This is a genomic window from Pseudomonas sp. M47T1 (assembly GCF_000263855.1).
Lineage (GTDB): Bacteria > Pseudomonadota > Gammaproteobacteria > Pseudomonadales > Pseudomonadaceae > Aquipseudomonas.
The window spans coordinates 32,243-44,917 of record NZ_AJWX01000026.1; the positions used below are offsets into that span (position 1 = coordinate 32,243).

18 protein-coding genes and 2 pseudogenes are annotated in these 12,675 nt (G+C 64.0%); 13 read left to right on the forward strand and 7 right to left on the reverse strand.

Going from position 1 to position 12,675, the window contains the following annotated elements; translation table 11 throughout:
• Positions 1 to 5 precede the first annotated feature (5 nt).
• Both rutD and PMM47T1_RS22510 read left to right on the forward strand, forming a co-directional pair.
• Entirely contained in the window at positions 6 to 788 is a 783-nt protein-coding gene (gene rutD, locus PMM47T1_RS22505) for a pyrimidine utilization protein D (RefSeq protein WP_008373377.1), read from the forward strand.
• A gap of 64 nt (positions 789 to 852) precedes the next feature.
• Complete coding sequence (locus tag PMM47T1_RS22510; protein ID WP_008373380.1) at positions 853 to 1,881, forward strand: purine-nucleoside phosphorylase; 1,029 nt, start codon at positions 853 to 855, stop codon at positions 1,879 to 1,881.
• Between the two features lie 131 nt (positions 1,882 to 2,012).
• Here the strand turns inward: PMM47T1_RS22510 and PMM47T1_RS22515 are convergent.
• Positions 2,013 to 2,975, reverse strand: a pseudogene (locus tag PMM47T1_RS22515) (alpha/beta hydrolase family protein); the annotation flags it as partial.
• Positions 2,976 to 3,000: 25 nt separating this feature from the next.
• On the opposite strand from PMM47T1_RS22515, the gene PMM47T1_RS22520 reads away from it, so the two are divergent.
• The 3 genes from PMM47T1_RS22520 (at position 3,001) to msrA (ending at position 4,501) form a co-directional block, all read left to right on the forward strand.
• Positions 3,001 to 3,702: a LysR family transcriptional regulator gene (locus tag PMM47T1_RS22520; RefSeq protein WP_238536647.1), complete on the forward strand. Its 702-nt coding sequence runs from the start codon at positions 3,001 to 3,003 to the stop codon at positions 3,700 to 3,702.
• Between the two features lie 27 nt (positions 3,703 to 3,729).
• The gene (locus tag PMM47T1_RS30445) at positions 3,730 to 3,906 is read left to right on the forward strand and encodes a hypothetical protein (protein ID WP_238536648.1); all 177 of its coding nucleotides are present in this window, start codon (positions 3,730 to 3,732) and stop codon (positions 3,904 to 3,906) included.
• 88 nt (positions 3,907 to 3,994) lie between these two features.
• Positions 3,995 to 4,501 (forward strand): peptide-methionine (S)-S-oxide reductase MsrA, encoded by a 507-nt coding sequence (gene msrA, locus PMM47T1_RS22525; protein WP_008373385.1) that lies wholly within the window; start codon positions 3,995 to 3,997, stop codon positions 4,499 to 4,501.
• 43 nt (positions 4,502 to 4,544) lie between these two features.
• On the opposite strand, the gene vapC is transcribed toward msrA, so the two are convergent.
• The 4 genes from vapC to PMM47T1_RS22545 all read right to left on the reverse strand — a co-directional run bounded on the left by vapC (position 4,545) and on the right by PMM47T1_RS22545 (position 6,398).
• Positions 4,545 to 4,973, reverse strand: a complete 429-nt coding sequence (gene vapC, locus PMM47T1_RS22530) for a type II toxin-antitoxin system tRNA(fMet)-specific endonuclease VapC (protein ID WP_008373387.1) — start codon at positions 4,971 to 4,973, stop codon at positions 4,545 to 4,547.
• Positions 4,973 to 5,203, reverse strand: a complete 231-nt coding sequence (gene vapB / locus PMM47T1_RS22535) for a type II toxin-antitoxin system VapB family antitoxin (protein ID WP_008373390.1) — start codon at positions 5,201 to 5,203, stop codon at positions 4,973 to 4,975. Before vapB ends, vapC begins: the two co-directional genes overlap by 1 nt.
• Before the next feature lie 174 nt (positions 5,204 to 5,377).
• Complete coding sequence (locus PMM47T1_RS22540; RefSeq protein WP_008373392.1) at positions 5,378 to 5,674, reverse strand: DUF3077 domain-containing protein; 297 nt, start codon at positions 5,672 to 5,674, stop codon at positions 5,378 to 5,380.
• Positions 5,675 to 6,035: 361 nt separating this feature from the next.
• On the reverse strand, positions 6,036 to 6,398 hold the full coding sequence (locus PMM47T1_RS22545) for a DUF427 domain-containing protein (protein ID WP_008373394.1): 363 nt from the start codon (positions 6,396 to 6,398) through the stop codon (positions 6,036 to 6,038).
• Between the two features lie 176 nt (positions 6,399 to 6,574).
• On the opposite strand from PMM47T1_RS22545, the pseudogene PMM47T1_RS30450 reads away from it, so the two are divergent.
• Positions 6,575 to 6,643: pseudogene (locus tag PMM47T1_RS30450) on the forward strand (AAA family ATPase); the annotation flags it as partial.
• 19 nt (positions 6,644 to 6,662) lie between these two features.
• A complete protein-coding gene (locus tag PMM47T1_RS29565) occupies positions 6,663 to 6,902 on the forward strand; it encodes a hypothetical protein (protein ID WP_008373398.1) in 240 nt (79 codons plus the stop codon).
• Positions 6,903 to 7,155: 253 nt separating this feature from the next.
• Here PMM47T1_RS29565 and PMM47T1_RS22555 read toward each other — a convergent pair whose 3' ends face one another.
• A complete protein-coding gene (locus PMM47T1_RS22555) occupies positions 7,156 to 7,500 on the reverse strand; it encodes a winged helix-turn-helix transcriptional regulator (protein WP_008373400.1) in 345 nt (114 codons plus the stop codon).
• Between the two features lie 70 nt (positions 7,501 to 7,570).
• Here PMM47T1_RS22555 and PMM47T1_RS30215 point away from each other — a divergent pair, with 70 nt between their 5' ends.
• Both PMM47T1_RS30215 and PMM47T1_RS30140 read left to right on the forward strand, forming a co-directional pair.
• Positions 7,571 to 8,188, forward strand: a complete 618-nt coding sequence (locus tag PMM47T1_RS30215; RefSeq protein WP_202947837.1) for a phytoene desaturase family protein — start codon at positions 7,571 to 7,573, stop codon at positions 8,186 to 8,188.
• An 808-nt stretch (positions 8,189 to 8,996) separates the two neighbouring features.
• The gene (locus PMM47T1_RS30140) at positions 8,997 to 9,224 is read left to right on the forward strand and encodes a hypothetical protein (protein WP_202947838.1); all 228 of its coding nucleotides are present in this window, start codon (positions 8,997 to 8,999) and stop codon (positions 9,222 to 9,224) included.
• Positions 9,225 to 9,344: 120 nt separating this feature from the next.
• On the opposite strand, the gene PMM47T1_RS30145 is transcribed toward PMM47T1_RS30140, so the two are convergent.
• Positions 9,345 to 9,512 (reverse strand): hypothetical protein, encoded by a 168-nt coding sequence (locus tag PMM47T1_RS30145; protein WP_177323400.1) that lies wholly within the window; start codon positions 9,510 to 9,512, stop codon positions 9,345 to 9,347.
• An 80-nt stretch (positions 9,513 to 9,592) separates the two neighbouring features.
• Between PMM47T1_RS30145 and PMM47T1_RS29940 the strand changes: the two genes are divergently transcribed.
• The 4 genes from PMM47T1_RS29940 to PMM47T1_RS22580 all read left to right on the forward strand — a co-directional run bounded on the left by PMM47T1_RS29940 (position 9,593) and on the right by PMM47T1_RS22580 (position 12,624).
• Entirely contained in the window at positions 9,593 to 9,742 is a 150-nt protein-coding gene (locus PMM47T1_RS29940) for a hypothetical protein (RefSeq protein ID WP_008373404.1), read from the forward strand.
• 30 nt (positions 9,743 to 9,772) lie between these two features.
• Positions 9,773 to 10,591: an NAD-dependent protein deacetylase gene (locus tag PMM47T1_RS22570; RefSeq protein WP_008373405.1), complete on the forward strand. Its 819-nt coding sequence runs from the start codon at positions 9,773 to 9,775 to the stop codon at positions 10,589 to 10,591.
• Between the two features lie 209 nt (positions 10,592 to 10,800).
• The gene (locus tag PMM47T1_RS22575; protein WP_008373406.1) at positions 10,801 to 11,376 is read left to right on the forward strand and encodes a flavodoxin family protein; all 576 of its coding nucleotides are present in this window, start codon (positions 10,801 to 10,803) and stop codon (positions 11,374 to 11,376) included.
• Positions 11,377 to 12,624 carry an SLC13 family permease gene (locus PMM47T1_RS22580; protein WP_008373407.1) on the forward strand — a complete coding sequence of 416 codons (1,248 nt, stop codon included), beginning with the start codon at positions 11,377 to 11,379 and terminating at the stop codon, positions 12,622 to 12,624. It abuts the gene before it with no gap.
• Positions 12,625 to 12,675: the final 51 nt, after the last annotated feature.

Here is a 12,675-nt window from a genome sequence, read left to right on the forward strand (position 1 = left end):
TCCCCATGTACCACGAATGGCACGGCAACACCGACCCGCAGGCGCCGACCCTGGTACTGAGTTCAGGGCTGGGTGGCTCGGCACGCTTCTGGGGCCCGCAACTGCCGCTGCTCGGTGAACGTTACCGGGTGCTGGTCTACGACCACAGCGGCAGCGGCCGTAGCCCGGCGACCTTGGCCGAGGGCTACAGCATTGCCACCATGGCGGCCGAACTGCTGGCCTTGCTCGACAGCCTTGAAGTCAACCGGTGCCACTTCATCGGCCATGCCCTGGGCGGGCTGGTGGGCCTGGAACTGGCCCTGCAACGGCCCGCACTGTTGCTCAGCCAGGTGCTGGTCAACGCCTGGAGCAGCCCCAACCCCCACAGTGCGCGCTGTTTTGCGGTGCGCAAACACCTGCTCAACGACAGCGGCCCGGCCGCCTACGTGCAGGCCCAGGCGCTGTTCCTCTACCCCGCCGACTGGATCGCCGCCAACAGCGCGCAACTGGCCGAGGACGATGCCCATGCGCTGGCGCACTTCCCCACACCCGCCAACCTGCTCAAGCGCATCGCCGCCTTGCAGGCGTTCAACGTGGAAGCGCACCTGGGGCAGGTCCACACGCCCACGCTGTTGATCGCCAACCGCGACGACATGCTGGTGCCCTGGCAGCGCTCGCAGCACCTGGCCCAGGCGCTGCCCAACGGCCGGCTGTGCCTGCTGGACTATGGCGGCCATGCCTCCAGCGTCAGCGACAGCGCCACCTTTAACCGCGTACTGCTCGACTACCTGGCCGAGCACACTGGCTGACGGCATGATGAGGCTCGTTGCACCTTCCCCCTACCCTGATTGATAACGAGAAAAAGGACCTTTCATGCGTAACCTTCTTCGCCCCCTCGCCGGCCTGACCTTCGCCCTGGGGGCGGCCATGAGCAGTGGCGCCTGGGCAGCGCCGCTGCAACCCAAGGTGATGCTGATCACCCTGTTCGGCCCCGAGGCGCAGCACTGGATCGAACGTCTGCAACTGACGCAAAAAGTGGCGGTGCCGGGCCTGTCTGCCGACTACCCGGATGTGCTGTGCAACACCCACCAGGTCTGCCTGATGACCACGGGCATGGGCCAGACCAACGCCGCCGCGTCCACCCTGGCGTTGAGCCTGTCCAGCCAACTGGACCTGCGCAAAACCTACTTCGTGGTGGCGGGCATCGCCGGCATCAACCCTCATGAAGGTACCCTGGGTACTGCGGCCTGGGCGCACTACCTGGTGGAATTCGGCACCCAGTGGGAGTTGGATTCTCGTGACGCGCCCAAGGATTGGCCCACCGGATACCTGGGCATCAACACCAAGGGCCCCAACGAGAAACCGCCGCTGGACTACAAGACCGAGGTGTTCGAGCTGAACCCGGCGTTGCAGGCCAAGGCCTACGCCTTGTCACAGAAAGTGGCCCTGAGCGAAAGCAAGGAATCGGCCGCCTGGCGCCAGCATTATCCCTATGCGCCGGCCAACCAGCCGCCGGTGGTGACCCGTTGCGACACGCTGGCGGGCAACACCTGGTATTCGGGCACCCGCCTGAGCGAGCGGGCGCAAACCTGGACCAAACTGCTCACCGACAACAAGGGCACCTACTGCACCACGCAACAGGAAGACAACTCCACCTACGAAGCCCTGCTGCGCGCCAGCCGCCTGGGACGCGTGGACATCAAGCGCCTGGCGGTGCTGCGCGCCGGCTCCGACTTCGACCGCCCGTACCCCGGCTACAGCGAGGTGGACAACCTGCTCAAATACGCCGACCAGGGTGGGTTCGTGCCGGCGCTGGACAACCTGTACCGCACGGGCAACCCACTGGTGCAAGACATCGTCAGCCACTGGGACCAATGGCAGCACGGCGTGCCCGCCCACTGACGCAGCGTGCGCCGCTGTACCGCAGCTGCCGCAAGGCTGCGAAGGCCCGCACAGCGGGCCCGCGTTCGACAGGGTAACGCCGAAGGTCCTGCGGACCTTGTCGCAGTCTTCGCCAGCTCCGTGTGGCCGGTTCAGGCCACGCGGCCGCCCAGGCGTTGGGCTACCCAGTCGGCGATCCAGGCGCCGGCGTTGGCGGTGTTGTCCAGGCTGCTGTGGTGGATGCCGCCCTCGCGGGGGGTGAAGATTTTCAGCGCGCGGTCGGGGCTGGCGGTCAGTTGGTCGAAGGACTGGTGCGCGTACTCCAGCGGGATCTGCCGGTCAGCTTCGCCATGGGTCACCAGGAATGGCACCTTGATGCGCGCCATCACGCCATTGAGGTGCACCTGTTGGGCAATGGCCATGAACTCGTCCATGTCACTGGCGCCCCACACCCAACGCACGTGCTCCCAGTAATGGGGCACCGGCCGCTCGCCTTCACGGGCCAGGCGACGCTTCTGCATCTCGCCCCAGTCATGGTTGGCGCCCCACACCACGCCCAAGGCAAAACGGGGCTCGAACGCTACCGCGCGCGGGCAGTAATAGCCGCCCAGAGACACGCCCAGCAAGCCGATGCGCGCAGGGTCGATCTCGGGCCGCGTCTGCAGGTAGTCCATCACCTTGCTTGCCCAGGCTTCGGTATTGGCAACCGCCGTCATGCCGTGCAGGCGCAGGGCCTCGCCGGTGCCGGGCTGGTCGAGGAACAGGCTGGAAATACCGCGCTTGGCCAGCAGTTGCGGGAACAGCCCGGCGCGGTAAACCATCTCTTTGGTGCTGTCCAGGCCGTTGATGATCACCAGGCAGGGCGCCGCGCCTTGCACGCCTTCGGCCGGGGTGAAGACACCGGCCAGGTGGGCACCGGCGTAGGGGATTTCCATGCGTTGAAGAGGCTCGCCCGACAGGCGCGCGCCCTCGGTGAAGGTCTTCAGGAACTTGGCGTACAGCGCCTTGCGCGGTGCATAGCCGTGGGCCTGCATGCGCTCGGCAGTCATGAAATACACGGCCGCGCGGTTGAGCTTGTCACCGGCGCTGAACAGCCGCCCGGCGGCCTTGTCCTCTTATAAGAAAAACGGAGCAACTACCATGCGTTTTCATGGTTTGGACCTCAACCTGCTGGTCGTCCTCGACATCCTGCTGGCTGAACAGAACATCACCCGCGCCGGCGAGCGCCTGCACCTCAGCCAGCCCGCCACCAGCGCCGCCCTCGCCCGCCTGCGCAGCTACTTCGACGACGATTTGCTGGTGCAGATCGGCCGCAAAATGGTGCGCACGCCCATGGGCGAAACCCTGGCCCAGCCGGTGCGCGACCTGCTGATCCAGATGCGCGCCACCCTGGAAAACCGCGCGCAGTTCCAGCCGCACCTGTCCAGCCGCACGTTCACGCTGATGGCCTCGGATTACGTGGGCATGGTGCTGATGCCCGAGGTCAGCCGCCGCCTCAACGACATTGCCCCGCAGTGCGCCATCGAACTGTTTTCGCCCACCGATGAGGCGGCGCTGGAGATCGAGCGCGGGCATGTGGATTTCCTGCTGCTGCCCGATACCCATATCCTTGAACAGCACCCTTCTTCGGCGTTGTTCACGGACGAGTTTGTTTGCGTGGTGTGCCGCGACGCCGGGCCACAGACGCTGTCCTTCGACGACTACAAACACAACGGCCACGTGCTGGTACGCTTCGGCACCGAGCATCGCGCGCCCACGGTCGACGACTGGTTCCTGCGCAGCTTCGATTTCGAGCGCAAGATGGAGGTCACCACCAACACCTTCAACAGCGTGCCGCCCTAGCTGATCGGCACCCAGCGCATCGCCACCATGCACCGGCGCCTGGCCGAGCGCTGGGCGCGCTATTTGCCCCTGCGCATCCTGCCCACGCCGTGGGCGGCGCCGCAGATGACCATCAGCCTGCAGTGGAACAAATACCAACAGCATGACCCGGGCCTGGCGTGGCTGCGCAACCTGATCATCGAAACCGCCACCGGCCTTCCCTAAAGGTCTGACTGAGTGGGAGCTGGCTTGCAATCCACCTCGACCGCCCGCATTACAACCATCACCTACCTGAACAGGGGAAGCACAGACCATGAACACCCAAACCGAAACCGCGATCCTCGCCGGCGGCTGCTTCTGGGGCATGCAGGACCTGCTGCGCCGCTACCCGGGCGTACTGGCCACCCGCGTCGGCTACACCGGCGGCAACGTGCCCAACGCCACGTACCGTAACCACGGCGACCATGCCGAGGCCATCGAGATTACCTTTGACCCGGCGCGCATCAGCTATCGGCAGATCCTGGAATTCTTCTTCCAGATCCACGACCCCACCACGCCCAACCGTCAGGGTAACGACCGGGGGCCGAGCTATCGGTCGGCGATCTATTACCTCAACGAGCAGCAGCGCGATATTGCCGAAGATACCGAGGCGGATGTAAACGCTTCAGGCTTGTGGCCGGGGCGCGTGGTGACCGAGATTGAGCCGGCGGGGCCTTTTTGGGAGGCGGAGCCTGAGCATCAGGATTATCTGGAGCGGATACCGAATGGGTATACGTGCCACTTTATTCGGCCGAGCTGGAAGTTGCCGAAGCGGGGGTGATGGCCTGTCAGGCACTTCCTTGTGGGAGCTGCCGCAACCGTCGCTAAAGTGCAGGTCCAATGCTCGTGGTCGCGGCTACCCAGTCCTCGACCCTCAACCCAGGAGCGCGATCGAACTCTCGCCGGTTATTGGTGACCAGGATCAGTCCCAGCGACCGGGCATGACCCGCAATCAACAGATCGTAAGGGCCGATCGGGGTGCCCGCACCGGCCAGTTCGGCACGCAGCTGTCCGGAATGGGCAGCGGCGGCGCAATCGTAATTGAGTACTTCCAGTCGAGCGGTAAAGCTTTCTACTTCCGCCAAATTACGCTGCGGGTTCGCTGATCGCTCCGCACCGTAGATCAACTCCGTCAACACCACTGTACTGATGCACATTTGGCCGCTGTGCCGCTTGAAGGTATCGCGCATATGGGCTGGGCGATTTTTCAGGGTAAAGATGCAGATATTGGTATCGAGCATGTATTTGAGCATCAAAAACTTTCCCGCTCCTGTTGAGCAGGTTGATCGCGCTCAACCATAAAATCGTCCGTGACGCCTTCACCATCGAACCAGCTATCCCACGACTCACCCGCAGGCGTGATGATGCGGGCACGACCAACGGCCACCACGTCAACTCGTTTTACGTCGTCGGGCAGCGCAACCGCCTTGGGCAGACGTATGGCCTGGCTACGATTACTTTGGAAAACAGCACCTTGGTCCATGAGCGACCTCCAGGGATATGTCATGTGTATATCCCACTCTAGCGCTGCGGCGGGATATGTCAACGGGATATACGAGCCAGGCACCAATCTTGCCGCTGCCAAAGGCTGCGCGGGCCGGTCAGAACGCTGGAATTTTCAGCGGGACATAGGACCAGCACAGTCTGGCGGCAGCGGTTACGCGTGCGCCGCCGGTTGCGGGTTGGCGGCTACGGCGTCCACCAGCGCCTTGGCGCTTTCCACCAGGTGCAGTGCCGACCACAGCAGGCCGGAATGGCCCAGGCCGATGTCGGTCAGTTCGTAGGTGGTTTCGTAGGCGCCCTTGAGCAGCAACGAGGCGTGGGCCAGGGCGTCTTCGGCGCGGATGCCTTCGGTGATGCAGAACAGGGGGTGGTCGTCGGCGTCGCGGATGCCGAAGGGGTTGTGGTGGGTGCGCGGGTAGTCTTGCGGGGAATCGGGTGTCAGGTCGTTCATTTGTGGTTTCCTCTAAGGGCCCCTCACCTGCCGCTGCTAAACGACGGTGGGTGGCGGCTGTACGCGGGTTAGCAGACCGAGGAAACCAACGAACCCGGCGCATCCAGGGATGCCCCACGTAAAGCCGCCATAGTGGCGGGCCATCAGACACACAGGGTGCGTCAGCTGGCCGTGAACCGGCGCTGTTTCGTTAGTTTCCACCGAGTCTGCTAAAACCCGACCGCTGCAGTGGCAGCGGCGAACGGAGGGTAATACCCACCATGGAAACCGAACAAGCGCGGAAACACCGGGGGGCATTATTTCAGAAGCGTCCTACAAAAGCCCCTGGTATAGAGGGCAAATGTTGGCGGGTTTGTCGCTTTTAGGCGGGGGTTACGGTGAGCGTCACCCGGTCAGGGTAAAAGGCTACATGGCCTTCAATACCGGCCACTGCCGGGTAGGGTTTTTCATAGCTCCACACCGCGTTTTCACTGACCTGCTCGCCCGCTACCAAGCTGAAATAGCTGGCCTGGCCTTTGTACGGACAGTAGCTGGAATGGGCCGTGCGGCGGAAATGGGCCGGGATGATATCCGTATGCGGTATGTAATACACCTCAGGGTAATGCGCTTCCTTGAGCGCCAAGGCGCGCTGAGTGCGGGCGATGGTGACGCCGTGGAATTGCACCAGCAGCCCGCCGGCAAGCGGGCTGACGCTAATGGGGTGGTCGGCAGATGGCTGTTTCATGACGGCGCCTCGACGCGCGGGAGTCCAGAGACAAGCGTAGCCGTTGTCGCAGGCAGCGCCCGGGCTGCCTCAGTGCATTTGTATGGTAGAAAGGCCACTGATTTCAGTTCAGCACCACGGCCAGAGGGGAACGGCATGCCAAACCGCGAAAAGCAGAGTGAGGCATCGGAGCTCGCATGATAAAAAGCATCCACATAGAAAACTTCAAGAGCTATAAAAACCAGACGTTACCCCTGGCCCCCTTGACGTTGATGATCGGCGCCAATGCCGCTGGTAAAAGTAATGCACTGGAGTGCCTTCCGCTTTCTCAGCTGGCTGGCACAAGGGCAAAAACTGTCAGTATTGAAACATCGCGTCGATGACTCGGAAGAAGTGCTGCGCGGCCAGGTCTCCAGCTTCGGTTTTCTGGGCAGCACCATCATCAAACTGGGCTGCCAAACCGAAGCTGACGATGACTGGAAATGCAAGGAACTGCAAGGCAATGACGGCCATTTGCATTATTGACACCCGTGTTTTAAGTCCGCCACCAAGACTGGCGAAGGAACCAGCTTTGGCGACCTGTGCATCATCAAGGATTTCGAACGATGCGTGGCCCGCACGCCGATGACGGAAGTGTTCATCTGGTCGCTTGATTCAGACCTTCAACAGTATCACCACCAGCCAGGATGAAACCTTCAGGCAATCAACCTGCGGCATCATAGGCAGCTCTAGCTGCCTGGATGTCGGGCGCCTGCTGCTCCAGCCACACCACCAGCCCCTAAAGCCGCGCCACCAACTCAATCCCCAACGCCGTCAACCGGTACTCCACCTGCGGCGGTATGGTCGGTATCACCGTGCGCTGCACCATGCCGTCACGCTCGAACGCCCGCAGTTTCAACGTGAGGATGCGCTGTGACAGTTCGCTGTCGGCCATGGCGTTGACCTCGCGCTGCAGCTCGGTGAAACGCAGCATGCCGTGCCGCAGTATCAGCAACAGCAACGGACTCCAGCGGTCGCCCAGGCGCGCCAGGGTTTCGCGAATCGGCCCCTGGGGGTCGTTGCCGTTGTGTTGCACCCGAGCGCGCAATTGGTCCAGGGCCTGGCGTTGTGCATCGTCGTTCACACGAAGTTCCTTGTTATGGGCCTGGGGTACGCACATTCAGGTAACCCACCCACATAAAAGTGCGATCCCCATGAATCACTACGATGTCGTCGCCATCGGCGGCGGGCACAATGGCCTGGTGGCCGCGGCCTACCTGGCCAAGGCCGGCAAGAAAGTCCTGGTGCTGGAGCGCAAGGACTACGTGGGCGGTGGCGTGACGACGCGCCAGCTTAACACGCCCGGTTTCTGGCATGACGAGCACTCAAGCGTGCACATCATGATCCAGGGCAACCCCATGATCACCCAGGACGAACTGGGCCTGTTCAAGCATTTCGGCCTCAAATACAACTACTCCGACATCCCCCACGCCACGGTCTTCGAAGACGGCAGCGCGCTGATCACCTACCGCGACCTGGACAAGGCCTGCGAGTCCATCGCCAGCGTGTCGCCGCGCGACGCCGAGACCTACCGGCGCCTGGCGCTGAAGGCCATGGGCCTGTTGCCCATGTTCCTCTCCGGCTTCTACTCGCCGCCGCTGCCCATGGGCGCCATGGCACCGGCATGGGCGTGTATGCCTTTGTCGGCATCATGCACAGCCACGGCGTGTCGCAGCCGGTGGGCGGCAGCGGCAAGCTGTCCGAATCCCTGGCACGCTGCGTCGAGCACTACGGTGGCGAGATTCGCTGCAACAGCGAGGTGCGCAAGGTGATGGTCAGCGACGGCCGCGCCGCCGGTGTGGAGTTGAGCGACGGCGAGCGCATCCTGGCCCGCGACGCAGTGATCGGCGCCCTGCCCCCCCATGTCATCAGCCGCTTCGTGGAAGGCCTGGACCCAGGCGTGGTGCAGCGAGCCGAACGCGCCAGCCTGGCGCCCTTCAGCCTGTTTGTCAGCCACTACGACTTGCGCAACAAGGCCCAATTCCACGCCGGGCCCGACGTGGGCCGGGCCACCATGCTGACCATGATGAGCTGCGACCGCCTGAGCGACATGCTCGACGACTTCGACGAACTGCGCCGTGGCCGTGTGTCCAAACGCAGGCTGGTGGCCGGTGGCGACGAGAGCATCAAAGACCCCACCTGCGTGCCGGCCGGCAAGGGCATGTTCCATGGCATGACCTTCGCACCCTACACCCTGGCCGAAGGCGGCGCGGCGCGCTGGGATGAGTACAAGGAAGAATTCGGCGACCTGAGCCTGCAGGCCTACCGCACGTTCGTGAAGAACCTGACGCCCGACAACATCATCGCCCGCACCCTGTGCTCGCCGCTGGACCTGGAGCGCAGTTCGCCCAATTCCATGGTCAAGGGCGACGTGCATGGCGTGGCGCCTTACTTCTACCAGAACTTCGCCCACCGCCCCACGCCCGACCTGGGCCGCCTGAGCGTGCCGGGGCTGGACAACCTGTACCTGGTGGGGCCGTTCATGCACCCCGGTGGCGGTGTGTTTGGTGCCGGGCGCGGCACGGCCATCAAGATATTTGATGACCTGGGGATGGATTTCGAACGCGTGACGAGGAATGGATGATGAAGATTTTTGGCAGCGACAACAGTGAACTGATGGCCGTGAGCACCATTGAGCGCAGCGGCAATGAACTGGTGCTCAAGGGCAAGATCTTCGGCGCCATGCCGATGATCGCCAAGGTGCGCCCGGAAGAAGCCCGTGCGGCGTTGAAATTGCTGGATTTCAAGACGGTGGTGTTCCTGGTGAGCCTGCTGTTCCGGCCCACAGTCAAGAAGCCCCGCCGCTGATCCGAGGCTTTTGTGGGAGCGGGCTCTGCCCGCGAAGGCTGCACCGCACAATGGCTGATGAATCGCGGTGTTCTGTTCGCGGGCAGAGCCCGCTCCCACCATTAACCTTGCAAGCCAGTGTCACACCAGGCGCTGGCCTTGCACATCAGCGGCCAGCGCGTCCAGGCTGGCCAATGCCGTGTCATCCAGCCTCACCGCCAACGCCGCCAGGTTGTCCTCCAGCCGCGCCCGGTGCCGGGAATCGGCACCACCGTCAGCCCATGAACCTGCGCACGATGATGCACCCACGCCAGCGCCGCCGTGCCCATCCTGGGCCCGGCACTGCCGGCCTTCCTCGCGCAATACCCGGACGTCCGCGTGGAATCAACGTGGACGAGTGCTTCACCGACATCGTCAACCAGGGTTTCGACGCCGGCATCCGTTTTGGCGAGTCGGTGGATGGCCTGGGCATTGCCTGCGCCGAGACACCACCGGCCCTGGCCGCCTTGGTGGACGCCTTGCGCTACCGTGCCGGGTAAGCGCTATGCTGAGTTTTTCGGAGCCTGCCCATGAGTGATTTCGAGCGCCTGTGTGCGCTGATGAGCCAAGCGCCGTTCGTGGTGCTGACCGGCGCCGGCATCAGCACACCGTCGGGCATCCCCGACTACCGCGACAGCAACGGCGTGCGCCGCGGCCGCGCGCCCATGATGTACCAGGAGTTCCTCAGTGGCGCGGCCCTGCGCCAGCGCTACTGGGCGCGGGCCATGCTCGGCTGGCCAAAGGTGCGCCAGGCCCGGGCCAACGTGGCGCATCAGGCATTGACCGACCTGCAGGCGCGCGGGCTGATCAGCGGCCTGATCACCCAAAACGTCGACAATCTGCATCAGCAGGCTGGCAGCCACGATGTGGTGGAACTGCACGGCAACCTGCACCGGGTGCTGTGCCTGGACTGTGGCCAACGCCTGTCGCGCGATGACGTGCAAGCGGTGATGGAAACCCAGAACCCCTACCTGGCTGGCGTCGATGCCACCCAGGCACCGGATGGCGACACCTTGCTGGACCCGCGTTTCGAAGCGCGGTTCAAGGTGCCGCCCTGCCCCCACTGCCACGGTGACCGGCTGAAGCCGGACGTGGTGTTCTTTGGCGAAAACGTGGCACCGCCCACCGCCGAACGGGCCATGGCCTTGGCCACCGAAGCATCCGGCCTGTTGGTGGTGGGCTCGTCGCTGATGGCCTACTCGGCGTTCCGACTGTGCCGCACGGTGGCCGAACGCGGCAAGCCGGTGCTGGCCATCAACCTGGGCAAGACCCGTGGTGACGACCTGCTCACGCTGAAAGTGCCGGTGCGCTGCGACGAATACCTGCCGCAACTGGCCCGATACCTTTAATCGGGGTCACCACCCACCTGTGGCAAACTGCGTCTTGCAACCCAGTGTGCCAGTCACGCTGCGCAGCCGGTGACGCCGAAGTTCCTGCGGACCTTTTAGCAGCCTTCGGCAGCCACGTATCAACCTCATACAAGCCAGTTGCCGCTACGGGCGAGATTTTTTGCGTGGCCTATAGTGTCTTGTTCTCTTGACCACTGTGGAGCAGCCCCATGACCTCTATCGCCATTGTCTACTTCAGCGGCTACGGCCACACCGCCAAACAAGCCGAAGCCGTGCACGCCGGCGCGGCCTCGGCACCGGGAACGCAGGCCACGCTGTATCAGATCGACGCCAACGGCGACCTCAGCGAAGCGGCCTGGGAGGCCATCAGCGCCGCGGACGCGATCATCTACGGCAGCCCCACCTACATGGGCGGCCCTGCCTGGCAGTTCAAGAAGTTTGCCGACACCTCGTCCAAACCCTGGTTTACCCAGGCATGGAAAAACAAGGTAGCCGCAGGCTTCACCAACTCGGCATCGGTGAATGGCGACAAATTCTCCACCATCACCTACTTCTGGACCCTGTCCCAGCAGCACGGCCAGGTGTGGATCGGCACCGGCCTGATGCCCGCCAATACCAAAGCTCACGGCCCGGATGACATCAACTGGACTGCCGGCTTCGCCGGTGCCCTGGCGGTATCCCCGTCCGACGCCTCCCCGGACGAGGCGCCCCGCAGCGGTGACCTGGAAACCGCCAAGTTGCTGGGCAAGCGCGTGGCCGAGTACACCGCGCGGCTGCAGCCCTGAATGGCGCTGCCCTTCCCTCACTGGATCACCTGGGGTGTCGCATTGCTCGCCACCCTGGGCATTCTGTTCAGGCCCTGGCGCCTGCCTGAATACGCCTGGGCCGCCGGCGCTGCCCTGCTGCTGGGCGTGACCGGGCTGGTGCCCTGGCCGGCCGCGTGGGCGGCGGTGGCCAAGGGCACTGACGTTTACCTGTTTCTGATCGGCATGATGGTGCTGGCCGAACTGGCCCGGCAGAAGGGCTTGTTCGACTGGCTGGCCATGGTTGCCGCCGGCCACGCCAAGGGATCGGCGCCGCGCTTGTTCGACCTTGTGTTCGGGGTAGGCACGCTGGTGACGGTGCTGCTCTCCAACGACGCCACGGCCGTGGTCCTGACGCCTGCGGTGTACGCTGCGGCCAGGGCGGCCGACGCCGAGCCGTTGCCGTATCTGTTCGTGTGCGCTTTCATCGCCAATGCCGCCAGCTTCGTGTTGCCCATTTCCAACCCGGCCAACCTGGTGGTGTTCGGCAGTCATATGCCACCGCTCCTGGAATGGCTCAAGCACTTCGGCCTGCCCTCGCTGGCCGCCATCGTACTGACCTACGGGGTGCTGCGTTTCACCCAACGGCAGCACTTGCGCACACCGCTGACCCAGCACTTCAACTTGCAACCGCTGAACCGCAGCGCACGGTTGTGCGCCTGGGGCATTGGCCTCACCGCCGTGCTGTTGCTGACGGCATCGGCACTGGGTTGGCAATTGGGCCTGCCCACCTTCTGCGCGGGCATGGCCACGCTGTTGGGCGTGCAGTGGCTGGAACGCACCAGCCCTTGGCCGGTACTGCGCCATGTGGCGTGGGGCGTGTTGCCGCTGGTGGCGGGTTTGTTCGTGCTGGTGGAAGGCTTGACGCTGACCGGGCTGACCACCTGGCTGGCGCAAGAGCTGGCTACCCTTGCCCGCCAGTCACCGACCCAGGCCGGTTGGCTGGGCGGCGTGGTGATTGGCGTGGCCAGCAACCTGATCAATAACTTGCCCGCAGGCCTGATTGCAGGTTCCATGAACCACATCGCCGCACTGCCCACCCAGACCACTGCCGCGCTGCTGATCGGCGTTGACCTGGGGCCCAACCTGTCGGTCACCGGTTCCCTGGCGACCTTGTTGTGGCTGATTGCGGTACGCCGCGAAGGCGGGCATATCAGTGCGCCGGGGTTCCTGCGCGTAGGCGCGCTGGTGATGCCGCCCGCGTTGTTGGCGGCGCTGGTGCTGGTGTGAAGTGATGCCCGGGCGCCGCCGTTGGCCGCTACCTGCGCGACTGCCCCCCCC